The 24,542-nt window shown below is 50.2% G+C and carries 22 protein-coding genes; 10 read left to right on the top strand and 12 right to left on the bottom strand.

Annotation, left to right across the window (positions count from 1 at the left end; genetic code table 11):
- Positions 1-38: 38 nt before the first annotated feature.
- The 4 genes from PsAD26_RS15755 to PsAD26_RS15770 all read right to left on the bottom strand — a co-directional run bounded on the left by PsAD26_RS15755 (position 39) and on the right by PsAD26_RS15770 (position 3,772).
- A complete protein-coding gene (locus tag PsAD26_RS15755) occupies positions 39-968 on the bottom strand; it encodes a LysR family transcriptional regulator (protein WP_063311218.1) in 930 nt (309 codons plus the stop codon).
- Positions 969-994: 26 nt separating this feature from the next.
- A complete protein-coding gene (locus PsAD26_RS15760) occupies positions 995-1,972 on the bottom strand; it encodes a quinone oxidoreductase (RefSeq protein ID WP_063311219.1) in 978 nt (325 codons plus the stop codon).
- A 160-nt stretch (positions 1,973-2,132) separates the two neighbouring features.
- Positions 2,133-2,828, bottom strand: a complete 696-nt coding sequence (locus PsAD26_RS15765) for a CDP-alcohol phosphatidyltransferase family protein (RefSeq protein WP_063296918.1) — start codon at positions 2,826-2,828, stop codon at positions 2,133-2,135.
- A gap of 38 nt (positions 2,829-2,866) precedes the next feature.
- Positions 2,867-3,772, bottom strand: coding sequence for a DUF2182 domain-containing protein (locus tag PsAD26_RS15770; protein ID WP_063311220.1), 906 nt, complete (start codon positions 3,770-3,772; stop codon positions 2,867-2,869).
- Between the two features lie 271 nt (positions 3,773-4,043).
- Between PsAD26_RS15770 and PsAD26_RS15775 the strand changes: the two genes are divergently transcribed.
- Positions 4,044-5,306 (top strand): UbiH/UbiF family hydroxylase, encoded by a 1,263-nt coding sequence (locus PsAD26_RS15775; RefSeq protein WP_063311221.1) that lies wholly within the window; start codon positions 4,044-4,046, stop codon positions 5,304-5,306.
- On the opposite strand, the gene PsAD26_RS15780 is transcribed toward PsAD26_RS15775, so the two are convergent.
- Entirely contained in the window at positions 5,303-6,253 is a 951-nt protein-coding gene (locus tag PsAD26_RS15780; RefSeq protein ID WP_063311222.1) for an AEC family transporter, read from the bottom strand. The genes PsAD26_RS15775 and PsAD26_RS15780 overlap by 4 nt on opposite strands.
- A 201-nt stretch (positions 6,254-6,454) precedes the next feature.
- Between PsAD26_RS15780 and PsAD26_RS15785 the strand changes: the two genes are divergently transcribed.
- From PsAD26_RS15785 to hspQ, 3 genes are all read left to right on the top strand, one after another.
- The gene (locus PsAD26_RS15785; protein WP_063311223.1) at positions 6,455-7,348 is read left to right on the top strand and encodes a lipid A biosynthesis acyltransferase; all 894 of its coding nucleotides are present in this window, start codon (positions 6,455-6,457) and stop codon (positions 7,346-7,348) included.
- Between the two features lie 201 nt (positions 7,349-7,549).
- Positions 7,550-8,587, top strand: coding sequence for a CoA ester lyase (locus PsAD26_RS15790; RefSeq protein ID WP_063311224.1), 1,038 nt, complete (start codon positions 7,550-7,552; stop codon positions 8,585-8,587).
- A gap of 212 nt (positions 8,588-8,799) precedes the next feature.
- Positions 8,800-9,132 (top strand): heat shock protein HspQ, encoded by a 333-nt coding sequence (gene hspQ / locus PsAD26_RS15795; protein ID WP_057466287.1) that lies wholly within the window; start codon positions 8,800-8,802, stop codon positions 9,130-9,132.
- Positions 9,133-9,246: 114 nt separating this feature from the next.
- On the opposite strand, the gene PsAD26_RS15800 is transcribed toward hspQ, so the two are convergent.
- Complete coding sequence (locus tag PsAD26_RS15800) at positions 9,247-9,861, bottom strand: invasion associated locus B family protein (RefSeq protein ID WP_057466286.1); 615 nt, start codon at positions 9,859-9,861, stop codon at positions 9,247-9,249.
- Positions 9,862-10,161: 300 nt separating this feature from the next.
- On the opposite strand from PsAD26_RS15800, the gene PsAD26_RS15805 reads away from it, so the two are divergent.
- From PsAD26_RS15805 to PsAD26_RS15825, 5 genes are all read left to right on the top strand, one after another.
- Positions 10,162-12,024, top strand: a complete 1,863-nt coding sequence (locus PsAD26_RS15805) for an extracellular solute-binding protein (protein ID WP_063311225.1) — start codon at positions 10,162-10,164, stop codon at positions 12,022-12,024.
- A 116-nt stretch (positions 12,025-12,140) separates the two neighbouring features.
- A complete protein-coding gene (locus PsAD26_RS15810; RefSeq protein ID WP_063311226.1) occupies positions 12,141-13,814 on the top strand; it encodes a class I adenylate-forming enzyme family protein in 1,674 nt (557 codons plus the stop codon).
- Between the two features lie 8 nt (positions 13,815-13,822).
- Positions 13,823-15,064, top strand: coding sequence for a hypothetical protein (locus PsAD26_RS15815; protein ID WP_063311227.1), 1,242 nt, complete (start codon positions 13,823-13,825; stop codon positions 15,062-15,064).
- A gap of 105 nt (positions 15,065-15,169) precedes the next feature.
- Complete coding sequence (locus tag PsAD26_RS15820; RefSeq protein WP_063311228.1) at positions 15,170-15,826, top strand: DsbA family oxidoreductase; 657 nt, start codon at positions 15,170-15,172, stop codon at positions 15,824-15,826.
- A gap of 74 nt (positions 15,827-15,900) precedes the next feature.
- Entirely contained in the window at positions 15,901-16,188 is a 288-nt protein-coding gene (locus PsAD26_RS15825) for a hypothetical protein (protein ID WP_063311229.1), read from the top strand.
- Between the two features lie 90 nt (positions 16,189-16,278).
- Here the strand turns inward: PsAD26_RS15825 and eno are convergent, their stop codons facing one another.
- The 6 genes from eno to cysQ form a co-directional block, all read right to left on the bottom strand.
- A complete protein-coding gene (gene eno / locus PsAD26_RS15830) occupies positions 16,279-17,553 on the bottom strand; it encodes a phosphopyruvate hydratase (RefSeq protein WP_063296929.1) in 1,275 nt (424 codons plus the stop codon).
- Positions 17,554-17,743: 190 nt separating this feature from the next.
- On the bottom strand, positions 17,744-18,592 hold the full coding sequence (kdsA, locus tag PsAD26_RS15835) for a 3-deoxy-8-phosphooctulonate synthase (protein ID WP_063311230.1): 849 nt from the start codon (positions 18,590-18,592) through the stop codon (positions 17,744-17,746).
- 268 nt (positions 18,593-18,860) lie between these two features.
- Positions 18,861-19,379 (bottom strand): hypothetical protein, encoded by a 519-nt coding sequence (locus tag PsAD26_RS15840; RefSeq protein ID WP_208985722.1) that lies wholly within the window; start codon positions 19,377-19,379, stop codon positions 18,861-18,863.
- Between the two features lie 289 nt (positions 19,380-19,668).
- Positions 19,669-21,594, bottom strand: a complete 1,926-nt coding sequence (gene cysN / locus PsAD26_RS15845) for a sulfate adenylyltransferase subunit CysN (RefSeq protein ID WP_063311231.1) — start codon at positions 21,592-21,594, stop codon at positions 19,669-19,671.
- Positions 21,595-22,503 carry a sulfate adenylyltransferase subunit CysD gene (gene cysD, locus PsAD26_RS15850; RefSeq protein WP_057466276.1) on the bottom strand — a complete coding sequence of 303 codons (909 nt, stop codon included), beginning with the start codon at positions 22,501-22,503 and terminating at the stop codon, positions 21,595-21,597. It lies immediately after the preceding gene.
- 71 nt (positions 22,504-22,574) lie between these two features.
- Positions 22,575-23,384 carry a 3'(2'),5'-bisphosphate nucleotidase CysQ gene (gene cysQ / locus PsAD26_RS15855; RefSeq protein WP_063311232.1) on the bottom strand — a complete coding sequence of 270 codons (810 nt, stop codon included), beginning with the start codon at positions 23,382-23,384 and terminating at the stop codon, positions 22,575-22,577.
- Between the two features lie 261 nt (positions 23,385-23,645).
- On the opposite strand from cysQ, the gene galU reads away from it, so the two are divergent.
- A complete protein-coding gene (galU, locus tag PsAD26_RS15860; RefSeq protein WP_063311233.1) occupies positions 23,646-24,530 on the top strand; it encodes a UTP--glucose-1-phosphate uridylyltransferase GalU in 885 nt (294 codons plus the stop codon).
- The last annotated feature ends 12 nt before the right edge of the window (positions 24,531-24,542 follow it).

Raw genomic sequence — 24,542 nt, forward strand, 5'->3', positions numbered from 1 at the left:
ATAACAAAAGAACAAAAAAGTGTCATGCGTGATGCCATTTAGGCATCAATTTTAGGCAAAATCTTCTCCAATCTTGCCTCCGCTTGCTCAAGAAAAATTGCTGGCGCCAGTGCAAGCCCACGCAAAGACGAGGTGATGACGCAAAAATGGCCGCGTGTCAGCTGTTCATCAACAAGCGGTTTGAAAAGCAGCCGTTTGCTCGCCAATTCTTCTTCCAAACCAATGACCGTCTGAAACGCCACCATTTCACCAGAGCGCACCAGATGTTTCATAAAGCGCAGAGAGTTCGCCTCCACACTGCTGTGCCCACCAATAGAACTGTGAGAGAGCGCCACATCCAGCCGGGCACGAATAGAGATCCCGCGCGCTGGCATGGCAACCGGATACTCAAAGCACTGTGCAAGACTCAACTGTTCTTCGCCGGCAAGCGGATGCGTCGGAGCCATGATTGCCCCAATCTCCAATGCCTTCTTGTAGGTGATGTTAAGCGCATCGGTATCCGGTGGTTCAAATGTGAACCCTACATCCACCTCAGCCTTCTCAACAGCCTGCGCAACCCGCTCAGCCCCCATCACCTGCACATCCACATGAATGCCGCTGTAATCCTTGTGGAACTGCGCAATCACCTCAGGCAACAGCGCTTCGGTCACACTCTCAACCGTTGCAATCGAAACCACACCACGACGAAGACCTTTTAGTGCATCCAGCTCCGCACCGGTCGCTTCCAGATCAGACAGTGTCCGCCGAATATGTGCCAGTAGAATTTCCCCTGCAGAAGACAGACGGATCGTGCGCCCCACGCGCTCAAACAGCTCCATTCCCAACTGCTTTTCCAGTGTGAGAATTTGCCGGTTCACCGCAGAAGACGCCACATTAAGCTTGCGCGCCGCCGCCCGAATGGAATTCTCTTCCGCAGCTGCTGCGAAATAGCGAAGCGCTGGGCCGTAAAGATACCGCGACCGATCCATCAATCCTCCCAATCCCTCAAACGTGTTTAAGGGATAATCACTGTTGCACCGGTGGTTTTGCGCCCTTCCAGATCGCAGTGCGCCTGTGCAATGTCCTTCAGGCTGTAGCGTTGATTGATCTGAATATTGATTGTTCCGTCAGCCACAGCGGCAAACAGGTCCCCAGCCGTCTCTTCCAGCTCCCAGCGCTCCGCAATGTAATTGAACAGCGTCGGTCGCGTCGCAAACAGCGAGCCTTTCTGAGATAGGATGGCCATGTTGAACTCAGGGAGCGGCCCGGACGATTGACCAAAGGAACACCAAAGCCCACGTGGACGAAGGCAATCCAGCGATGCAGGATATGTATCCTTGCCCACACTGTCATAAACCACATCACAGCCGCGCCCATCGGTGATCTGACGCACCCGCGCTACCCAGTCCTCGCTCTTGTAATTGATCACATATTCATAACCATTGGTCTGAGCCAGCCGGGCTTTTTCTTCCGAGCTGACTGTCCCGATCACCCTTGCACCAAGGGCCGACGCCCATTGACCAACGATTAGCCCGACACCGCCAGCCGCTGCGTGGTAAAGCAAGGTCGTATCCGCTCCCACGTTGTAGGTCTCGCGCAGCAGGTAGCGTGCGGTCATGCCTTTCAACATTAAAGCCGCCGCCTGTTCATCACTCACACCTTCAGGGATCTTCACAAGCACGCTGGCGGGAATATTACGCTCTTCACTGTAAGCCCCCAGCGGTCCTGCATATGCTACACGGTCTCCAAGAGCGAGCCCGGTCACGCCTTGCCCAAGCGCAACAACAATCCCTGCCCCCTCATTGCCAGGAATAAACGGGACGCCATTCGGTGCCGGATAAAGACCAGAGCGAAAATAGGTATCAATAAAGTTGAGCCCGATCGCAGTGTGCCTGATCCGAACTTCACCATGCCCCGGATCAGGCAGGTCTACATCCACGAGTGTCAGAACGGACGGATCACCAGTTTTTTCAACGCGAACAGCAAAGACCATATGGATTTTCCCTTACAAAAGCTGGAGGCGGAGTTTGGACAGAATGCCGCTAACTTGCAAGCACCTTTGGGAAAACCATGCTCCACCCTGAGAAATGCAGGTACCAAAACAAAAAGCCCGACCAATTGGCCGGGCTTTTAAAAAACTCATTTATCGAGAATCACATCTTACGAAACAGCTGGTGAACAGCTCCAACGCAAAACAGATAAAGGCTCGTTGCCGTGATCAGCGCAAATAACCAGTTATCGATAATAAAATCCTGATAAAGGGCAACCGCAAGTGCAGCACTCCACACAATGAGAATGCCCAGGGTCAGCGGACGCCATTTGACGGTGCGCACCGGGTGGACGAACTCAACAGGAGCAAACGTCAGCACAGAACACAGCACCACCATGCCGATGATGATCCATGGCGGAGACTGCAGTGCAACCAGCACAACAATCACCATATTCCAGACACCAGGGAAGCCAAGGAAGCCACCGCTTTCTGTCTTCATGTTGCCGTCAGCGAAGTAGATCGCGCCGGTAAACACAATGACAGCACCAGACAAAAGTCCCCAGAACTCTGAGAGAAGGCCGCTTTGGTATAGCGCGAAAGCAGGCAGGAAAACGTAGGTCGCGTAATCAATCACTAAATCCAGAATAACGCCGCTCCAGCGCGGCAGGCGATTCTGAATGTCATATTTACGTGCTAAAGGACCATCCAGCCCGTCGACAACAAGTGCCACCCAGAGCCAGAAAAACATCATAGGCAGATTGCCGTTCGCTCCAGCGACAAGCGCAAGCAACGCAATGGGGGCCCCCAATGCGGTGAGGATGTGAATGAGGAACAGCCGGGAGTTGGTCTGACCGGTCAACTTTGGGTCCTTTGTTATTCTTTAAGTGAAGGTACCACTTAGAACAATCTATCGCCCAAAACTTCAATAAGAGGTAAGTCCGCCCGAGCGAAATAGATGTTTGCACCGCCCCATAGCAGAAGTGCGATACCTATTCCATAGCTTGTAAACGGTGTTTTGCTCTTTTTTTCAAGTGTCATTATGAGACCAAGCAGCGCGATCCAAATAATATTCATGATTCCCACTGCAAACATAAGCACCATGAGTGCCCAACAGCATCCCAAACAGTACAAACCTTGCTCGATTCCAAACTGGAAGGCACTTTGCTTTTGCTCACCGGAATGCAGGGCCAATGCAACATTGGGCGTCCGGCACCGGTCAAGACAAGCCTGCTTGGCAGGCGTAAATTGATAGATCGCGGCTGCAATAACAGTTGTAATCGTCAGTGTAGAAAACACCGGCATCATCATCGGGCTCATCACACCCAGCTCATGCAGCACGCCCTGAGCAACGGTCGCGACAACGGAAAACGCAACCCAGATAGCCAGATACCCGCCAGCCACCACATAAATAGCCTTGCCACCACGCGCTTCATGATAGGTCTGCAGCATCGGCATAGCAGTCGGCAACATCATGGCGAGCACCATCATGAACCACATCACAAACAGCAGAAAATAGTCGTAAAGGCCCATATTCACCAGCGCTGGCATCCCAAACGCTTCCTGAGCCAAGGGCAAACACAGCGAGGCAAGCTGAACACGCACATGTTCCGGTAGGCCCTGGAACATGTTGAACTGATTGAACAGCTCCATGCCCGGGCCCATCTCGCCCATATCCATGCGAGAGATCATGTCGATAACCATGGCCGCCAGATAAACCCAGCCCAAAACCACAGCACCACCCAGCACAATGTATGGGAGCCGATAGGACAACTGTAAATCCGTCTTCGGACTGGTAACTGACATAACCAACCTCAAAATCAATCAGGACAGGCCGAAACTCTGCGGTTCCGGAACCGGCGCAATTTATGCAGCTTCTCTAATAGACCAGTAATAGTCCCAATGCGACATTGATTTAGTTCAAATCTAAACTGGAACCTGCGACATGATGAAGCTGGCGCAACGAGACCTCTCCGCTTTCATTAGGGGACTATCCGCGTGCGGCACCTTGAAACCGATAGGTTTTATCCCCTAGATACTTGGGTAATAGAACGCAAACAAAATGCGGAACGAAAAAATGGCAGCCAATCTTGCAGCAGACAGCACCAAAGGCAAAAACAACGACCTCACGCCGTCGCAGGAAAAGAGCTACGATTGCGCTGTAATCGGCACTGGCCCGGCTGGCATGATCGCCGCCCTTGCCCTTGCCAGCAATGGACTGGAAACTGTGCTGATCGGCCCACCAGTCAACCTCAATGACGCCCGCACCACCGCCCTGATGGATGCCTCCCGCCAGTTTCTGGATAACATTGGCATCTGGAAAGACTTACGTTCAGCGTTTACACCGCTGGAAAAGATGCGCTTGATCGACGGCACAGATCGCCTTTTGCGCGCACCGGAAACCACATTCTCCGCCTCAGAACTGGACCTGCCTGCCTTCGGTTACAACATCCTCAACAAGGACTTGAACCGGGTGCTGTTTGATCTTGTGAACAACAATGAGCTCATTGAGCTTGTCGAAGACACAATCAAAAACGTCGCCAGTAATGACCACAAAGCCACCATTGAACTAAACAATACGCCAGACATCAGCTGTCATGTCGTCATCGGCGCAGATGGACGAAATTCTGTGGTTCGCCGCTCCGCTGGCATTGAGACAAAGAACTGGAAGTATCCGCAAGCGGCACTCGTTCTTAACCTCAAACACGACCTGCCGCATTACAACATCTCTACCGAGTTCCACCGCAACACCGGTCCATTCACCATGGTCCCGCTGCCAGGCAAGACGTCTTCCCTTGTTTATGTGGAAACGCCAGAACGCGCCGAAGAGCTGAACAACTATAAGGACGAAGCACTCGAAGCCGAGCTGGAAAAACTCAGCAAGTTCGTTCTGGGCTCGCTCAAACTGGCAAGCCCAAGGCAGGTCTACCCACTCTCCGGCCTGACAGCCGTTCACATGAGTGGCAATCGCTCACTGCTTATGGGCGAAGCAGCGCACGCCTTTCCGCCAATCGGGGCCCAGGGTCTCAACCTGTCTCTGCGCGATGTAGCCGTTGCGACAGAACTGCTGGCCAACGCAAAGCACACCAAGGCAGATATGGGGTCTGCTGAGTTGCTGCAGAAGTATGATCGCAGCCGCAAAGCTGACGTCATCAGCCGCACAACCGCCGTAGACCTGCTCAACAGATCTTTGCTGACGGATGCCTTGCCTGTTCAGATGCTGCGTTCTTTGGGGCTCTACACAGCCTCCAGAATCCCACTTGTACGCCGTCTGCTGATGCGTGAAGGCATCGCTCCATCCTGGAGCCTGCCAACATTGATGCGCGCGCAAAACGATTAAGGCACCAGTATTCCAGATTGAATGAGATAAATGAGCGTTGGCAACGTAATAACAGATGCCAACGTTCCATAAAGCACGGCTGTAGACGCGCGCTCGACATAGCTCGAGTAGTGCTGAGCTAGCACATAAACATTCGCAGCCGGCGGCAATGCCGCCATGAGAACAGCTGTTGAGACCCACAGTCCGTCAAAGCCACCAATCCACTCCAGCAGCACAAATACAAGGATTGGGTGCACCACCAGCTTGATAAGCAACAGGACCGGCAGTTCCTTCGCCGTTCTCCGGCTTGGCTGCAAGGCAATCGTCACCCCCATAGCAAACAATGCACAAGGTGCCGCAGCTTGTCGCAAAAACGAGATGGTCTGATCGAGTGCAACAGGTGGCTTGAACTCAATTGCAGCAGCCAGAATGCCCGCAAACACCGCAAGAATAAACGGGTGAGTGATGATCTTCCTGAAAATCTCAAAGGCCAAAGGCCCAAACTTAATGTTCCGCGCCCCGCCAATCGACATCATCATGGGAACGAGAATGAACAACAGGATTGTATCAAAACACAGGATCAAAGCCGTCGGCACCGCCGCCCCTGCCCCAAGAACAGCAAGCGTAACGCCCGGCCCCATATAACCAATATTGGAATAAGAACCAACCAGTGCCTGCACAGTCGCCTCACCAATGCTACCGCGCAATATGAAGCGTGCGAAAGCATAAGCCAGCACAAACATGGCAAAGGTGGAAAATGTAGTCGCAGCGACAAAATCAAACGTCGCAAGCTCTTCCAGTGGCGTTTCGGAAAGCAACTGAAAGAACAGCGCAGGCAGCGCCAGATAAATCACGAAAAAGTTCATCCATGCCAAACCCTCGCGTGAGAGTTTTGCGCCGCGACCAGAAACAAACCCTAGGAAGATGAGCAGGAAAAATGGCATTGCCAAATTAACAACATTGAGCATCTAAACCATTTCCCCATGCAATTTTTTAGTGTTCTCCGCATCCAACTGGAGAATGAGTTGCTTTTGAAATGCTGATTGGCTAATCACCATGTCCGAGTTGAGCGTATATAGCCATTCTACAGAGGTTGGCATACCGGCAACTACGACACTATAGTATGCGAGTAAACGGAACTGGAAAGCTCCATCCGCCCAAAGGCCAATATGAAAGCTAAAAAATCCCGTCGCCCACTGACACGTCGCGAGAAGCTCAGCTTTCGTGCTGAATGGCTAGCTCTAAGATTTATCGGCGGAATTCTGCGCTCTATGCCGCTGGATTGGTCCTCCGCTTTTATGGGAAACATGTGGCGTTTGATAGCCCCGATGACCCATAGGCATGCCCGAGCGAAAGCGCACATCATGGCCGCCTATCCGGAAATGACGCTCAATGAGGCGGATAAAATTGTCCGGGATATGTGGGAAAACCTTGGTCGGGTCTCTGCTGAAACCGTTTTACTCTCCAAAATCCACAAGGATCCGAGCCGCGTCACCTATGTAAACCCGGAGGTCTTTGAACCCTCAGTTGGTGAAGGCGCCGTACTTGTAACCATGCACTCCGGTAACTGGGAAGTTGTCTCCGACAAAGCCGAGGAACTTGGCCTTCCGCTCGCTGGTGTCTATCAAAAACTGAAGAACCCTTACTCTGAAGGGTATTTGGTCGAAAAACGTAATTTCCTCTATAAGCTTGGCCTGTTTTGCAAAGGCCACGACACCGGCACAAAGATCATTTCAATCCTGCGTAAAAAGGGTTCTGTTGCCTTCGTCGCAGACGTACGTGACCATCGCGGTGTCAAAATTGAGTTCTTCAAGCAACCGTCAGCAGCAACGCACATTCCAGCTGCGCTCGCCCGCACCATGAACAAGCGTCTCATCGCTGTGGTTGCTCGCCGCAAAAAAGGCTCCCGCTTCGACATCATTGCCAAAGAAATCCCAGTTGCTCGCACCAAAGACCGTGTACAGGATGCCATCACCACAACGCAGGCAGTGCACGATCAGTTCGAAGAATGGATCCGCGAAGAGCCCTCCCAGTGGATGTGGATCATGAAGAAGTGGATTTAGCCAGCTCCCCACGGTGTATCTCACAAATGCCAGAGCTGGTTTTGATTTAAGATACACTCAGGCAAAAGCTAAAGCCTACAGTCAGTTCTAACTAAAGACTGACCGCTTCAGGACTTAGCCCAAAGAGCTGATTTTGCACCGCACAATATTCTGTATACTCCCCTCTGAATTTCCATTTCGGCTCGGGAGGGAGCTAGCCAGATGAAAACCTATCGTTCCTTTTATAAACCTCTGGCCATTGGTGCTCCAACACCGTTTGCTGAGCCACCTGTCGCGCTGGAACGCATGATCCACTTCGTGCCCCCGCATATCGAAAAGATGCGTGCGAAGATCCCGCAGATGATTTCGCAGGTGGATGTAATTCTCGGCAACCTGGAAGACGCGATTCCAGCCGATGAAAAACTCAATGCCCGTGAGGGCTTCATCCAGATGGCCAATGACAATGACTTTGGCTCTACAAAGCTCTGGACGCGCATCAATTCACTGGAAAGCCCGTGGGTACTGGACGACATCACTGAAATCGTCACCCGCTGCGGCAACAAGCTTGATGTGATCATGCTGCCAAAAGTGAACGGCCCATGGGACATTCACTATCTGGATCAATTACTCGCTCAGCTGGAGGCCAAGGCAGGCGTGAAAAAGCCAATCCAGATCCACGCTATTCTGGAAACAGCTGAAGGCGTCAACAACGTAGAAGCCATTGCCACAGCCAGTCCGCGCATGCATGGCATGAGCCTCGGTCCAGCAGATCTTGCGGCCTCCCGTGGTATGAAAACAACTCGCGTTGGCGGTGGTCATCCTGACTATCAGGTACTGGCTGATTCCGACGGTGACGCACCGCGCGCACGTTACCAGCAAGACTTATGGCACTACACTGTAGCCAAAATGGTAGATGCATGCCTTGCTGCAGGCATTAAACCCTTCTACGGACCTTTCGGAGATTTCAGCGACCCTGCCGCATGTGAGGCTCAGTTCCGCAATTCATTCCTCATGGGCTGCCTTGGAACCTGGACCCTGCACCCAAGCCAGATTGGCATCGCAAAATCAGTTTTCTCACCAGAGCCAGATGAAGTGAAATTTGCTCGCAGAATTCTGGAGGCAATGCCAGACGGAACGGGCGCAGTCATGCTGGATGGGAAAATGCAGGATGATGCGACCTGGAAACAGGCAAAAGTTATCTGTGATCTGGCTGATCTGGTCATCTCAAAAGACCCGGATTTGGCAGAAACTTTCCAATAATCAATCCTGAAGAGTGGCCGGCGCCACTCTTCAACCCAGCAGATGTGCATATCAATGAAATGTGAGGAGCTATTCATCCCCAAACGTCACATTTTGATCGGTTTGTGCTGCCTCTCGCCTCTTTGCTGCGCTATATAGCTTGACAATACGCGCATGGCATGACCTTTAAGGCGCCCTGACAAGATACAGTATCTTCGAAAGCTTGGTGGATTATGGAGACAATTAGAACCGCGAAATTCAGAATTGGACAGGTCGTACGTCACCGCCTGTACCCGTTCCGTGGCATAGTCTTCGACGTTGATCCCACATTCGACAATACAGAAGAGTGGTGGGAGTCAATTCCCGAAGAAGCACGCCCAAGCAAGGACCAGCCTTTTTATCACCTTCTCGCTGAAAACGCTGAGAGTGAATACATTGCTTATGTCTCGGAGCAGAATCTGGAAAAAGACGACAGTGGCGAACCTGTGCGACATCCGCAGGTCGATGAGTTTTTTGATGAGACCACCGATGGAGACTACATCGTCAAGGATGTGGAAATTCATTAAAGCCGGTTCCTGAATTCTCTTCATGGAAACCGCGTCTTTTCAAGATCATCAGATCAATAAAAAACCCGAAGGAAAATTCCTTCGGGTTTTTTAATTCTTAAAGCAAAAACCAAATTACTGGTTTGCTTGACGCTGCTGCTCAATCAGCTTCTGACGAGCGGCTTCGGCACGCTTCTGAAGTTCAGACTGCAGGCGCTCCTGCTTTGCCTGGAGTTCTTCAGGCTTAATAGCTTCACCATCATAAATACGGGTGAACCCTTTCAAAGTAAGGTCGAATGGACGTGCCTTACCCTGCTGGTTCAACGTAGTAATGATCAGCTTGCCACCTTTTTTCAGGCCACCGATGAAGGTGTCATCAATAACCATCTCGGCAATACAAGCGTTTGGAAAACAAATTGTATATTTAGCTTCAGACTGTTTGCCACCATCAACCTGTACACGAAGACCAGGCTGAATCAGCATTCCTGGAGGAACAGCAAGGTGCAGCAACTTGCGGCTTTCACCGGTCACTTCACGCACAACAGCTTGAGCTAGGAACTGGCCTGTGTCCGTGCGCAGTTCTTGTGTGATAAGGCAAAATTCTTTCTTGGATTTAGGATCAGTGTTACAAACTTTCACCCAAGCATCGTCTGCCTGTGCATTCTGTGCAACACTGGTGCCTGCAAAGCCAACAGCGGCCATTGCTGCAATAATCCCACCAGTCAGAACGCCCTTAAAATTAACGGCCATCCCAAATTTCCTCAAAGTTTGATCCGGTGCAAAACGATGCCTCCGGCAATTACGCAGCAACCATTTTTTAAGTTCAACAGTGTTTTGACTGCTTGTTCGGCGCCAAGCATACTCAGAACAGAGCTGAAAAAAAGGCAACGCTTCTGTTAAATGTTACTTATGTACTCTTTAAACGTCTCGGAACCATTTTTCCACCTATAGATTGGGGTGGTTACTGTCCTTTTCCAAAGCCTCGTAGGCTGAATTTTCCTCAGAATCGTATTATTGCTAGTTTCTGCGGACGCCCTAGGAGAAATTCTAATGACTAAATTCCGATCCTATGTGAATGGAATAAACAATTTTACGAAAGGGCTTGTTGTCATTTCCGGTATGGCAACATTAGCTTGTTCAACTGCACTGGCTCAGGATACCGTTCCCTGGAGCCATGGCATTGCAATGCATGGGAAACCTGCGCTGCCAGCAGATTATACTCACCTGCCCTATGCAAACCCGGAAGCTCCTAAAGGCGGTCGTCTTTCTCTCGGCGTTCAAGGTACATTTGATAGTCTCAATTCCTTTGCTCTCAAAGGGGCATGGACATCCGCACGCGGCATGAAAGAACGTCAGATGGGTTCTTTCATTCTGGAGAGCCTCCTTCTTCGCACCAATGACGAAGCATTCACATTATATGCACACCTTGCTGAAGCTGTGCGCATGCCGGACGAGCGAAACTGGATCGAATTTCGCCTGAACCCTGCAGCAAAATTCTCCAACGGTGACCCGTTAACCGTTGAAGATATTATCTTTTCTCTTGAAACCATTCGCGATCATGGCCGCCCGCCTTATGCACGCTGGTATGGTAAAGTCGTCAAGTTCGAAAAAACGGGGGCACATTCCGTAAAGCTGCATTTTAAAGATGGCAGCGACCGTGAGCTTCCACTGCTCATTGCTCTGGCCCCTATTTTCAACAGCCGCACAACTGATCCTGAAACGTTCGGCAACACCACGCTAACACCGCCAATCGGAACTGGTCCTTATACTTTCTCTGAAATTGATCCCGGTAGACGCACCACCTACACTCGCCGGGACGATTATTGGGCAAAAGACCTGCCTCAAAAAATCGGCTTCGATAACTTCAGTGAAGTGACCGTTGATTATTTCAGGGATTACAACGCATTGCAGGAAGCGTTCCGCAAAGGGGACACAGAGGCACTCATCTATGGCAACCCAAGCTTATGGGAAAATGCAGGTGACTTTCCTGCGTTTGAAGAAGGCAAGGTTGTCAAAGACGTTTTTGAGCGCGGCACGCCACCAAGCATGACCGGCATTGCGTTCAATACCCGTCGCCCCCAGTTCTCTGACAAACGTGTCCGTCAAGCTCTTGGCATGCTGTTGGACTTTCAATGGATCAACAGAACCCTCTTCAATGGACTGTACAAACGCACAGACGGATATTGGGACAACTCTGACCTCTCCTCCATTGGCCGTCCGGCGAACGAGTTGGAAAAGAAGCTTCTTGAACCATACCCGAATGCGGTCACAGACGAGGTTCTGGCAGGAACATGGCGCCCATCCGAGGCAGATGGATCAGGACGTGACCGCAAGGTACTACGTGACGCACTAAGCCTCTTCAAACAGGCAGGCTACAATCTTGATCAAGGCAAACTGGTTAACGCAAAGTCCGGCGAGCAACTCAGCTTTGAAATTCTCGTTCGCGTTCAGGATGAAGAGAAAGTCGCGCTTGCATTACAGCGCACGGCCAAACTTCTGGGCATCGAAATCTCAGTGAGAACGGTCGACGCCGCCCAGTTCGAAGAGCGTCGCGCATCCTTTGGGTTTGATGCACTCTTCAACACTTGGTTTGCGTCCCTTTCTCCCGGCGGAGAGCAATATGCGCGCTGGTCATCTCAGGCAGCAGACACCAAAAGCTCCAGAAACATTGTCGGCGCAAAAGAACCTGCAATCGATGCATTGATTGACGCCATGGTCGCGGCCCGCACCCGTGAGGAGTTTGTAGCCGCAGTCCGCGCATTTGACCGTGTTTTAATCTCTGGCTTTTACGCAATTCCGCTCTATCACGCCCCTGCTGAATGGGTTGCACGATGGACAACCGTTGAGCACCCAGCCAAATCACCGCTGTACGGCATGCAGTTCGATAACTGGTGGGATGCACCTAAAGAGTAGATAAACACATAAAAAGTAGGCTGCGTTCTTGATGAAGGCAGCCTACTCAACAAAAGTGTCTATTAACCAAATTATCGAATCTCTAATTTCTCAGTCGCTTAGCGGACTTACCTTAAATGATACTGTCAAATACCGATGCCATTGCAAACCACAGCACAACTGGAGTTTGGGGCAATATCACTCTTGATATGCTGTTCCGCCGTGCTGCGCAAAAACATCCAAACCGCTTGGCATTGGTCGATGCACCCGACAGAGAAACATGGACTGGTGGAAAGCCACGCCATCTGACCTATGCCGAGGCAGAACAGGAAATCAGCAGAATTGCTGGCTTCTTCGCAGCTGTAGGGATGGAACCGGACCACATCCTGGGCCTGCAATCTCCCAATACAGTCGATAATGTTCTTTGCATCCTTGGCGCATTACGCGCTGGCCTGATTGTTTCCCCCTTCCCGCTGCATTGGCGCCACTCTGAGATTTTGCGCGCACTCAGCACAGTAGATGCCAAAGCCCTGATAACAGCAGACCGTGTTGAAACCCGTATGCTCGGTGAAGAAGCGCGCGACGCCGCCGCTGACTTTTTCTCTTTGCGTTTCGTTTTTGGCCTCGGCAGCGACATTCCCGACGGCCTCATCGATATGGCACCTATGCTGACTGAGAGCGGAGATTCCTTCCCGGAGCCGGTGGTAGATCGGGATGGCGCACCTGCCAATCATGTAGCCACACTCACCTGGGTTCACTCTGGCTCTGAAATCAGCCCAATCCCGCGCAGCCATAACCACTGGGTCTCCACAGGCCTTATGCCGTTTCTCGAAACAAGGCTGGAGCCGGGCGCGCGGATTTTACTGCCGTATATCTTGTGCGGAATTACCGGAATTGGGGCCGGTTTGGTCCCGTGGCTGCTGAGCGAAGGCACGCTGCATCTCCACCATCCACATGCTTTATCCACATTGACCGATCACGCACGCGCCATCGAGGCAAATTATATTTTGACCCCTGGACCGCTTGCTTCTCACATCGATGGAGCCTTGGAAGGTTGGAAAACAAACACAGTTGCCACATGGGCGATCACCTCTCCAAAGCCTGCCAAATACAAGGCTAAAGGTGTGGTGACAGACCTTCATGTGTTGGATGAATATGCACTGGTCGCACATCTGCGAGGAACCTCTGAAGAGCCTGTCCCGCTCATTCCGGGCAACCAGTTTGCACCAAGCACATCCACGCACGGCCCGTGCCTCATTAATATTGATCCTGTTGAAATAAATGAGGAAATTTCACAAGGATTTTCAACAACCGCGCCCGGATACCACCTCAAACTCAAGGGTGCAATGGTCCCGGATGCAGATTGGCCAACCAGCAAATCTCACCTGACATTCTTCAGCAATGAGCAAAATGAACATGGGCTCATTACTCAAATCCCTGTTGGCGTGCATGAGGTTACCGGAGCGATCCATGGCTTCGGAACGCCCGGTCAAAAAGCACCCGGATTACTCGAACTGGAACGTCTCGACGAAATATACAGTGAATTCTCGGGGGTAAAAGAAGCGGCTGCTTTTCTGGTAGAAGATGAATTAATGGGTGCACGCCTTATGGTCGCGGTGGTACCGTCAGAAGGTCTTCTCGTTGATGTAGAAGCCTTTTACGCCTACCTCGACGCATCACGCGTCAGCCTGACAATGATGCCACATAGAATTCTGTCGCTGCGCGCCTTGCCATTGACAGATGATGGCACTGTAGACCGACAAAAATTGACCAGACGCTCCCAGCCCAAACCGGTGGAAGCGGTTGCCTGAGAGGATGAATGGCCGATCATAGCCAACCATTAGAGACTGAAACGCACGATTCCAGTTGGGGTAAAATCCTGCTGATCGCACCGGTGCACAATCATGTCTTTGATATGTTGGAGCCTTTGACCGTTCTGTCTGATCGACTAGTCGCAGTGCGAACAAGCGCACAGCTTATGGAAGAGCTTCAGGGCGCAAGCGTCCTTCCCATCTGCATTCTTTTGCCATGGCAGGAAGATAACCCTCCTGAGCTTGATGAACTCACGCAAACCATTAGGGAATTTCGAAAAGGCCCGGGAGTTGAAGTTCCACTTCTGATTATTACAACTGGCAGTGCGCCCGTCCCGCTGGATTTAAAGCCAAGCGCGACCGTGAGTGATGCGATACCACCAGATGTACTGTTGCCACGCATTGCTGGTTTGAGACGCCTGGCCAATAGAGCAGAAGAAGCACGCCTGCGCCGCGGCCTGTTTGGCCCATTACCGGAGTATAAGATCGAGTTCGGCCCGCTAAAGTCCGCAGGTCTGCTGGTCGCTGGCTATGGAAAGCACTTTGGACGTACACAAGCTCTGCTGGATATGCCTGTAGAGATCGTGAGCGGGTTCTCCTCCGATATGACGGAGGATTATCTGACAGCACGCCGATTTGAAGCTGTTCTGATCGACATGCCCGCATGGCAGGCTTGCGAAGAGATTGAGCGGCTGCAAGCTGACCCGCGCTACTTCAACCTGCCTATACTTGCGCATAGCGTTGACGAAGAATCTGCACACCTTCTCTATTCAGCAGGTGCAACTGATGTCTTGCTCGGCGACGTTAGCGACAAAGCCCTCACGGGCCATATCATCAGCGCCTTGCGCGCAGGCAGACGCCAACGTCTGACAGATGCAATCCTGACTGTTTCCAGCCAATGGCTTGCACGTCAGGATAATGATGACTTTCTATCCGAGCAAAAATATCTCAACTACCTGAATCTTCTGGAAGAATCTACGAAACGGCGTGGTGAATCCATCTATGAACTCAATCTTCTTGAACTCATAGAACGTTTCACTGGCAGCAATCCTCAGGCATTTGCACAGCATCAAATGTATTGGAGCGGAACCGTTCTCTCCATAGCCATGGCCGTTTGCCGTGATGAAGACTTCGTCGCTAACATTGAAGGTCGTGGCCCGGTTGCTGTTCTGCGCAGTAAAAAAGGCATGGAACAGCTCTCCAACCGCGTGCTCGTCATGGTACGCACCACAGGCTTGGGCAACGGGTAAGCTCTTACACCTCCTCACGAAACTGTGAGAGTTTTCCTAGAAAACTATCGGATTTTCCTGATAGATTGTAGAGCTAACGCGACAAACCCATAACTGAGAATACAGATGTCTACTACTGCCCCGATTGTCATTGATGTTATCTCCGATGTCATGTGCCCATGGTGCTTCATCGGTAAACGCCGACTGGAAAAAGCATTGATGCTGCTGCCAGACAGCACCGTAAAAGTTCAGTGGCACCCCTACCAACTTGATGCGACACTTCCTAAAAAAGGCAAGGATCGCAAAAAGTATCTGGAAGACAAGTTTGGCGGAGCTGAACGGGCAAAAGAAATCTACGCTCAGGTAAGCAATGCCGGTGCAGCAGAAGAAATTGACTTCAAGTTTGAGGCAATCACGAAATCCCCAAACACAATCGACAGTCACCGGTTGATCCGCTGGGCGCGCTCTGAAGGCATGCAGGACGCGATGGTCGAAGAATTGTTCAGGCTCTACTTCACAGAAGGTGCTGACTTAACCGATAAGCAAGTGCTTATCAACGCCGCCGAACGCGCAGGGCTTAACAGTAAGCTCGTTTCTGATCTACTGAATACAGATCAGGACGTTAAAGAAGTTGAAGCAGATGTGGTCCGCGCTCATGAAATTGGCGTAACTGGCGTGCCCTTCTTCATCATCGATGGCCGCTTTGCGGTGGCTGGAGCAGAAAATCCAGAAACACTGGCAGCAGCAATCCGCCACGCCGAGGAAACAAAAACTGGCGAATAGCCCTCGTCTCCAAAATGGTCAATACTCAACGCAGTCTTAGTTATCTCAGCTTCGTTGTCGAAGGGCCGTTTTCAATGACCAAACGCAGAGTGCTACTCCTCATTTTTTCAGCACCAATCATCTTTTGGATGCTGTCTGTCGTGATTGTGTTGGGCGCAGGTGAAATTGGCAATTGCGAGATACACGAAGGCTATGTCAATTCCTGCTCACTGTCAGGCTATGACTTCGGCGAAGTCCTATATTCTCTTGGGCTATTTGCAGCTTGGGGGCTTTTGTTGGTCCCCCTTCTCTGGGGCTACATGTTTGTTGGTTGGGGGGCTTATGAGATTGCCGCCTATGCTTACCGGCGTCTCAAAAAATAAGTTACTAGACGCTCTAACCGCATGCTTAATGCACAAAAAAGCCGGCCCAATGGACCGGCTTTTTCTAATTCTCAAGCAATATTGAAGGTCTTATCCGCGCAGGATAGAACGACCAGCGAATACGCCCTGAAGACCCAGTTCTTCTTCGATACGGATAAGCTGGTTGTACTTAGCCATACGGTCAGAACGGGACAGAGAACCAGTTTTGATCTGGCCACAGTTGAATGCAACTGCTAGGTCAGCAATGGTGTTGTCTTCAGTTTCGCCGGAACGGTGAGACATAACAGAAGTGTAGCTTGCACGGTGCGCCATATCGACAGCTTCCATGGTCTCAGTCAGAGAACCAATCTGGTTCACTTTCACGAGAATGGAGTTTGCAGTGTCGTTTTTGATACCGCGAGCAAGGCGCTCGGAATTGGTCACGAACAGATCATCACCAACGAGCTGACACTTGTTGCCGATTGCCTGGGTCAAAGACTTCCAGCCATCCCAATCTTCTTCAGCCATACCGTCTTCGATGGAGAACACTGGGTACTTGGAAACCAAGTCTTCAAGGTAGCGAACCATTTCATCGGAACCAAGGATCTTGCCTTCGCCCTTCAGGTTGTACTTGCCATCCTTGTAGAACTCGGTGGAAGCTGCATCAAATGCAAGCATCACGTCGTCACCAGGGGTGTAACCAGCTTTCTCGATAGCGTTCAGAACAAAACCGATCGCTTCATCAGTAGAACCGATACCAGGAGCAAAGCCGCCTTCATCACCAACATTGGTGTTGTGGCCTGCTGCGGAAAGACCCTTTTTAAGGGTATGGAAGATTTCACAACCCATACGAACAGATTCACGCAGAGAGCTTGCACCCACTGGCATAATCATGAATTCCTGAAAATCGATTGGGTTGTCAGCATGCTCACCACCGTTGATGATGTTCATCATCGGAACTGGCAGCGTACGCGCACCGAAACCACCAACATAGCGGTAAAGTGGCATCGCAGCAGCTTCAGCAGCAGCTTTTGCAACAGCAAGGGAAACGCCCAAAATAGCGTTTGCACCAAGACGGCCTTTGTTTTCGGTGCCGTCAAGTTCGATCATAGCACGGTCAATTTTGATCTGATCTTCAGCGTCCATACCGCCGACAGCATCAAAGATCTCACCGTTTACAGCTTCTACAGCGTCCTCAACACCTTTGCCAAGGTAACGCTCACCGCCATCGCGGCGTTCAACAGCTTCGAATGCGCCAGTGGAGGCGCCGGACGGAACTGCAGCCCGACCGAAGGAGCCGTCTTCCAAAAGCACATCAACTTCAACAGTTGGGTTGCCGCGGCTGTCAAGGATTTCGCGACCAATAATGTCGATGATAGCAGTCATCTAAGAGTACTCCAATGTACTTGTAGAGTGTGGAATTTTGGCTCTAAGAGCTTTTACCCGAGGTACTGCCCCCAAGGAAGAGAAGAGACCATACCCTTCTGTAAATCCTTGGGAATAAACGAATGTATTTTGTCGCACCTCTACGTAAAAACGCAGTATTTTGTCATTTTCCTTAGGTGCCGTGAAATATCTAAAGCGTAAAACTTCCGTTTTTTGCGATCCGATCAAAATCCTGCAGCCACAGCAGCAAGTCTTTGAGTCGGTTTAGAGGGATCATATTCGGACCATCAGATGACGTGGTGTTGTCAGGATCGTCATGCGTCTCCACAAACAGGCCTGCAATACCAACGGCAACAGCAGCACGTGCCAGTGTTGCAACAAACTCGCGCTGCCCACCAGATGTGCCACCAAGGCCACCAGGCTGCTGTACAGAGTGAGTTGCATCAAACACCACAGGAGCACCCATGTCCGCCATAATCGGCAAAGCGCGCATGTCTGAAACGAGTGTGTTGTAGCCAAATGTTGCGCCACGCTCGCACAGCATCACATTGGAGTTGCCACTCTCAACCACTTTGGTCATGACGTTTTTCATGTCCCAGGGTGCGAGAAACTGCCCCTTCTTCACATTTAGCGCTCTGCCGGTTTTCGCAGCAGCAACGAGAAGGTCAGTTTGGCGGCACAGGTAAGCTGGAATCTGCAACACATCGCAGACTTCACTAACTGGCGCACAATGGTTTGGCTCATGCACATCGGTAATCACTGGCAAGCCGTAGGTTTCTTTGATTTCCGCAAAAACCTCCAGGCCTTTGGCCATGCCCATACCACGGCTGGCAGACAGACTAGTCCGGTTAGCCTTGTCGTAGCTCGCCTTAAAAACCAAACCTATGTTCAGCTCTTCTGCAATTTCTTTGACAGCCTGCGCCATTTCCATAGCGTGCGCGCGGCTCTCCATCTGGCATGGACCAGCAATAAGAGAGAACGGCTTATCATTTGAAAAGACAGCGGTTCCAACTGAAACTTCTGAATTTGGTTGAGACACGAAGAGATCTCCTTAAAGGCGTGAATATAATCCAAAAGTTGATTAGGCGTTTTGGCTCCAAATTACAAGAGCGGGAACGATGTGATGCGTTCCACCGAAACCTTTTGCATAGTTGTCGTCTGACGCTAATCTTTGCAGCCAGAATCCACAACTCCTGCGAGCTCTATACATGAGACCAGTTAGATCACATCGTGTTCTACCTTACTTGGTCCAATTTACCTCTTGCTCCTGCAGTTAAAAACAGAACGTCCTTAACGCTAAAGCAGCGTCACCCGATAACCATCGACATCTCAGCGGTCTTGCCCATAAGCACAACCAGGCTTTTCGTATCTGTCGTCAAGGTAACACCATAACTCTTCGCAATCTTATCACGTTCTTTTTGATAGTGTTCCTGAAACTGGGCAACTTGCTTTTCCAGAGCAGCCACCTGAGTAATTTTCTTCTCCGCAGCATCGTAACTCGTCTTTGCTGCATCCAGATGCTGGCGAAGTTTTTGATATTTTTCGTGCCCCCAAAGCTTTTTTTTATCTCCACCAGCACCATCTTCCAGGTCTTTCATTCCTTTGGAGATTTTTGCCACCAGATCGTGTGCTTTGATGTACTCATTCTGTGCTTTAGAAAGCGTTTTGAGAGCTTTTTCTGCCTTATCGATATCACTGTTAATTTTTAAGAGCTTAGGCTCCCCTTCCACAAGTGCCATGTAGGTCTTTTCGATACCCGCTTTGTCGCTCATCAATTTGCCATACTTAGTGACGTCCTTAGCCGGGAGCTTATGTTTCTTTTCCATTTCTTTCTAAAAAGCAGACACGCCACTCAAGAACTCTTTGACATTCTTATATTTTTTGAGAGCCTTTGGCATACGTTCCTCCAACTGTTTTTGGCCATGACGGCGCAAACGCAGCGAGAAACTACATGATATCGATCTTGCAAAAAATTACAGGGTCATACCTTAGTAAAAAAACATTAGAGCAATTAGGAAAGATTAACATAACCCAAGCTTGATAAAACCAGCATTTCAAACAGAAAAGCCGGGAATATTAATTCCCGGCTTTAAACTAAGCAATTTGGTTAGATCTTCAGATCACCCAAGTGTTATCCGACCCAATATAGCCATCTTTAAGCAGACGATCGACGATCTCATCAGCCAGAGCCTCAACAGTGCGCCCTGCCGTTTTCAGATGCAATTCCGGAGCCTCAGGTGCTTCATAAGCGCTATCTATCCCGGTAAAGTTGGAAATCTCACCTTTCCGAGCCTTGGCATAAAGACCTTTAGGATCACGTGTTTCACATTCTTCGAGCGTCGTATCGACAAAGATCTCGAAGAATTCATCTGTATCCAACAAATCACGAGCGAGCTGACGTTCGGCTTTAAACGGGGAGATAAAGGAAACCAGTGTGATTAACCCTGCATCCACAAAAAGTCTGGATGTTTCAGCAACACGCCGGATATTCTCAACGCGATCAGCATCAGTAAATCCAAGATCTTTATTCAGACCATGGCGCACATTATCACCATCAAGCAGATAGGTATGCCGTCCAAGGCTCAGTAACTTCTGTTCAACCGCATTCGCAATGGTAGATTTCCCAGAGCCGGAAAGGCCTGTGAACCACAGAACGGCAGGCTTTTGTCCTTTAAGGCCACCACGCGCTTTCTTATTCACATCCAAGGCTTGACGATGGACGTTAGTCGCCCGTCGCAATCCAAACCAAATCAGACCAGCAGCAACAGTCTCATTCGTCATTCTATCGATGAGAATAAAGCTGCCAGTATCCCGGTTTGCTTCATATGGGTCGAACGCAATAGCTTCAGAAAGTGCCAGATTACAGAACGCGATCTCATTCAGAGCAAGTTGTTTTGCCGCGTGATGATCAAACGTGTTCACATCTACCTTGTGTTTGATCTCAGTAACACTTGCCCCAATCGTTTTAGTGCCACACTTCAAGAGGTATGGACGTCCGGGCAGCATTGCATTTTCAGACATCCAGATCAGGTGGGCGGCAAACTGGTCACTTACATCAGGGCGTGAGTGCACAGGTGCCAGAACATCACCACGAGAAATGTCGATCTCATCAGCCAATGTCAGGGTGACCGACTGACCGTCATCAGCTCGCACCTGGTCACCATCCATGGTGACGATCTTTTCGACACGACTGGTTTTGCCAGATTGAGCAACGACAACCTCATCGCCTACATTAACAGAGCCACCACGAACAGTGCCGCTATATCCGCGGAAATCCAGATTCGGACGGTTCACCCACTGAACCGGAAAACGGAATGCAGCTTCACTGTGCTCCTCACCAAGTTCAACATTTTCAAGGTGTTCAAGCAAAGTCGGACCAGCAAACCAGCTGAGTTTCTCGCTACTGGTGGTTACATTGTCACCAAAACGCGCTGAAAGCGGAATGACTTCACTACTGTCGAAATCAAAACCAGATGAGAAGCTCTCAAAATCCGCCTTGATCTCTTCGAACCGCTTTTGGTCATAGTCAACAAGGTCAATCTTGTTGACCGCCAGAACCACATGACGCACGCCCAACAAAGATGCAATAAATGCATGACGACGTGTCTGAGTTAGTAATCCATTGCGTGCATCAACCAACAAAATTGCTAGATCTGCTGTTGAAGCCCCGGTTGCCATATTACGCGTATACTGTTCATGCCCAGGCGTATCAGCAACAATAAACTTCCGTTTTTCAGTCGAGAAAAAACGGTAAGCAACATCAATTGTGATCCCCTGCTCCCGTTCAGCTTCAAGGCCGTCCACGAGCAAAGCAAGATCAATTTCATCTGCAACAGTTCCGTGCTTACGACTATCTTTTTCAAGCGCTGCAAGCTGATCTTCAAAAATCAGCTTGGTATCGTAGAGCAAGCGACCAATGAGTGTGGACTTGCCATCATCTACACTGCCACAGGTCAAAAACCGCAGGAAACTTTTAGACTCTTGTGAGTTGATATAGGTGGACAGATCAAAAGCTTCTGCCACTGGCGCGATCTTGTTCATTTAAAAATACCCCTCACGCTTCTTCTTTTCCATTGAGCCAGAGCTGTCATGGTCAATCAGGCGACCACTGCGCTCAGAAGTTCGTGCGATGAGCATTTCACTCACAATATCTTCAAGAGTATCAGCAGTGGATTCCACAGCGCCTGTCAGCGGGTAACATCCAAGAGTTCTGAAACGTACATCCCGTTGTTCAACCTTCTCACCTGGCTCCAGACGAAAGCGATCATCATCCAACATCAATAAAGTGCCATCCCGCTCAACCACGGGTCGCTTGGCAGAGAAGTAGAGAGGTACAATTTCGATGCCTTCAGCCAGAATGTACTGCCAGATGTCCAGCTCAGTCCAATTGGAGAGCGGGAATGCGCGAATAGATTCACCTTTGGCAATCCGACCGTTATAAAGTGACCACAGTTCCGGGCGCTGGTTCTTAGGATCCCAACCATGGCTCGCAGAACGGAACGAAAAAACGCGTTCTTTTGCGCGAGATTTTTCTTCATCACGCCGCGCTCCACCGAAGGCTGCATCAAACTTGTATTGCGTAAGTGCTTCTTTCAGCGCTTCCGTTTTCATGATGTGCGTGTAATTGGAGCTGCCATGATCAAATGGATTGATGTTGTTTTTAACACCTTCTTCGTTCGTGTGAACGATCAGATCAAGCCCATACTTATCTACCGTATAGTCACGAAAGGTGATCATCTCCTGAAACTTCCACGTGGTATCCACGTGCAAAAGAGGAAATGGAGGTTTGGAAGGATAAAAGGCTTTAAGAGCAAGGTGCAGCATCACCGCGCTGTCTTTACCAATAGAGTAAAGCATCACAGGGTTGTCAAACTCTGCTGCTACCTCGCGAATAATATGAATGCTCTCGTTTTCTAGTCGTCGCAAATGCGACTGGCTATCAATGCCCATCACGGTCTCCAAAGGACGTGTCGTTAAGTCTTGAACCAGAGTTTAACGGTTGAGTATTGATACGCCGAAGCTTACCAACCCGTCCTTAAGCCATAATGGGAAATAATTTTTTCGTCCGCGACTGCTAAAAAGCACGGATTTGCGAAAGGTTTGTCTTGAGGTGTTTTGAGCTTGCCGTATGCAAGCGGCGCGCCCCCCTCGACAACGACGGCTCCTCCAGCTGCACAAAGGATCGCCTGCCCGGCAGCAGTATCCCACTCCATCGTAGGCTCCATACGCGGATAAAAATCGGCTTTACCTTCTGCTAAGCGGCAAAATTTCAAAGACGACCCAGCAGCAACAATCGACGAGTTCTCCAATTTCTCTAACAGAGCATTGGTCCGTTCACTGCGATGCGATCGGCTAGCAAGAACCCGCAGCTCTTCAGCAAAGGCAGAACAGCCCATTTCAACAGCATCTCCCAACTCAAGCCCTTTGACTTCCGCACGATAGGCACCTTGTCCAACGTCTCCCCAAAATAGCTCACCGGTCACGGGGGCATAGATAACGCCTTTGGTGGGAATTCCATTCTCAATTAAAGCGATATTGACTGTGAATTCGCCATTCCGGCTAATGAACTCTCGCGTACCATCCAGAGGGTCCACAAGAATAAAACGGGAACCGATTTCTGGCATAATTCCAGCAGCCATTGCCTCTTCGGCAATTACAGGCACATCTGGACAGAGAGTAGACAGGTGATTGAGGATAATTTCTTCGGCCTGCTGGTCTGCAATTGTGACCGGAGAACCATCCCCTTTTGTCTCTGACTGAAAGCCTTCCTCATAAATCCCCAGAATTCGTTGTCCGGCTTCCAGCGCCGCAAGCTTAAAACCTTCAATCACAATTACACCCTTGATAGCTTTCTGTTCATCTTGGAGTAACTTTTAAAACAGCATGTTCTGGAGAAACAAGAGAGCTTCACAATTTCGCGATAATTGACTGCGAATGAACATCTCTAAAGAATGAGTAATTCAAATTTCGGGCAATCGAAGCATTATGTCCTAGGACAAATTCATTTGGTACCATTGACGAGCCTAATTCGCTGCAGATAAGTGCTAAGAAAATGATTGTTTCGATCTCCTTGACCTAAGGAATTCAAATATATGACACGTGCGATACGAAAAGCTGTTCTCCCGGTTGCAGGTCTGGGCACCCGCTTCCTTCCTGCAACAAAAGCCGTTCCAAAAGAAATGCTGACCATTCTGGATCGGCCTATCATCCAATACGTGGTTGATGAAGCTCGTGCTGCCGGGATTGAGCACATCGTATTTGTAACGGGCAGAAATAAACAGGTGATCGAAGATCACTTCGACATTGCTTACGAGCTGGAAGAAACCCTGCGCCGCAGAAACAAAGACCATGCATTGGAACTTCTTGAAAAGATCCGCCCATCCGCAGGTACAACCAGTTTCACACGTCAACAGGAACCTCTCGGTTTGGGGCATGCGATCTGGTGCGCGCGCGACATCATCGGCAACGAACCCTTCGCTATTTTGCTGCCAGATATGCTCATGAAAGCGCCAAAAGGTTGCCTCTCACAAATGGTAGAGGCCTATGAGAACCATGGTGGCAACATCATCTCAGTTGAGGAAGTGCCGTGGGATCAGACACACAAATACGGCATTGTCGAGCGTGATACTCCACGCAATGACGACACCTTCTCCATCACCGGCATGGTTGAAAAGCCAGCAGAGGGAACTGCGCCATCAAACCTTTACATCAATGGCCGTTATATCCTGCAGCCAGAGATTTTTGGGCTTCTCGAAAAACAAAGCACCGGTGCTGGTGGTGAGATTCAGCTCACCGATGCCATGCTTACATTGATGGGCCAGCAAGACTTCCACGGCGTCGAATTCCGTGGAGAAACTTATGACTGTGGTTCTCGCTCAGGGTTCTTATCGGCAAATGTCGCTTACGCATTGGATGATTCGGAGCTGGCTGCACAGCTGCGCCCAATGTTGGACAAGCTTCTTGTAAAAACCAGCTGAGTATCGGGAAAC

The sequence above is a fragment of the Pseudovibrio sp. Ad26 genome, assembly GCF_001623285.1.
In the GTDB taxonomy this organism is placed as follows: Bacteria; Pseudomonadota; Alphaproteobacteria; order Rhizobiales; family Stappiaceae; genus Pseudovibrio; species Pseudovibrio ascidiaceicola.

Coding starts and splice junctions, on each gene's coding strand:
- PsAD26_RS15755 (WP_063311218.1), bottom strand. CDS start 968: ATGGATCGGTCGCGGTATCTTTACGGCCCAGCGCTTCGCTATTTCGCA.
- PsAD26_RS15760 (WP_063311219.1), bottom strand. CDS start 1,972: ATGGTCTTTGCTGTTCGCGTTGAAAAAACTGGTGATCCGTCCGTTCTG.
- PsAD26_RS15770 (WP_063311220.1), bottom strand. CDS start 3,772: ATGTCAGTTACCAGTCCGAAGACGGATTTACAGTTGTCCTATCGGCTC.
- PsAD26_RS15775 (WP_063311221.1), top strand. CDS start 4,044: ATGGCAGCCAATCTTGCAGCAGACAGCACCAAAGGCAAAAACAACGAC.
- PsAD26_RS15780 (WP_063311222.1), bottom strand. CDS start 6,253: ATGCTCAATGTTGTTAATTTGGCAATGCCATTTTTCCTGCTCATCTTC.
- PsAD26_RS15785 (WP_063311223.1), top strand. CDS start 6,455: ATGAAAGCTAAAAAATCCCGTCGCCCACTGACACGTCGCGAGAAGCTC.
- PsAD26_RS15790 (WP_063311224.1), top strand. CDS start 7,550: ATGAAAACCTATCGTTCCTTTTATAAACCTCTGGCCATTGGTGCTCCA.
- hspQ (WP_057466287.1), top strand. CDS start 8,800: ATGGAGACAATTAGAACCGCGAAATTCAGAATTGGACAGGTCGTACGT.
- PsAD26_RS15800 (WP_057466286.1), bottom strand. CDS start 9,861: ATGGCCGTTAATTTTAAGGGCGTTCTGACTGGTGGGATTATTGCAGCA.
- PsAD26_RS15805 (WP_063311225.1), top strand. CDS start 10,162: ATGACTAAATTCCGATCCTATGTGAATGGAATAAACAATTTTACGAAA.
- PsAD26_RS15810 (WP_063311226.1), top strand. CDS start 12,141: ATGATACTGTCAAATACCGATGCCATTGCAAACCACAGCACAACTGGA.
- PsAD26_RS15815 (WP_063311227.1), top strand. CDS start 13,823: ATGGCCGATCATAGCCAACCATTAGAGACTGAAACGCACGATTCCAGT.
- PsAD26_RS15820 (WP_063311228.1), top strand. CDS start 15,170: ATGTCTACTACTGCCCCGATTGTCATTGATGTTATCTCCGATGTCATG.
- PsAD26_RS15825 (WP_063311229.1), top strand. CDS start 15,901: ATGACCAAACGCAGAGTGCTACTCCTCATTTTTTCAGCACCAATCATC.
- eno (WP_063296929.1), bottom strand. CDS start 17,553: ATGACTGCTATCATCGACATTATTGGTCGCGAAATCCTTGACAGCCGC.
- PsAD26_RS15840 (WP_208985722.1), bottom strand. CDS start 19,379: ATGGAAAAGAAACATAAGCTCCCGGCTAAGGACGTCACTAAGTATGGC.
- cysN (WP_063311231.1), bottom strand. CDS start 21,594: ATGAACAAGATCGCGCCAGTGGCAGAAGCTTTTGATCTGTCCACCTAT.
- cysD (WP_057466276.1), bottom strand. CDS start 22,503: ATGGGCATTGATAGCCAGTCGCATTTGCGACGACTAGAAAACGAGAGC.
- galU (WP_063311233.1), top strand. CDS start 23,646: ATGACACGTGCGATACGAAAAGCTGTTCTCCCGGTTGCAGGTCTGGGC.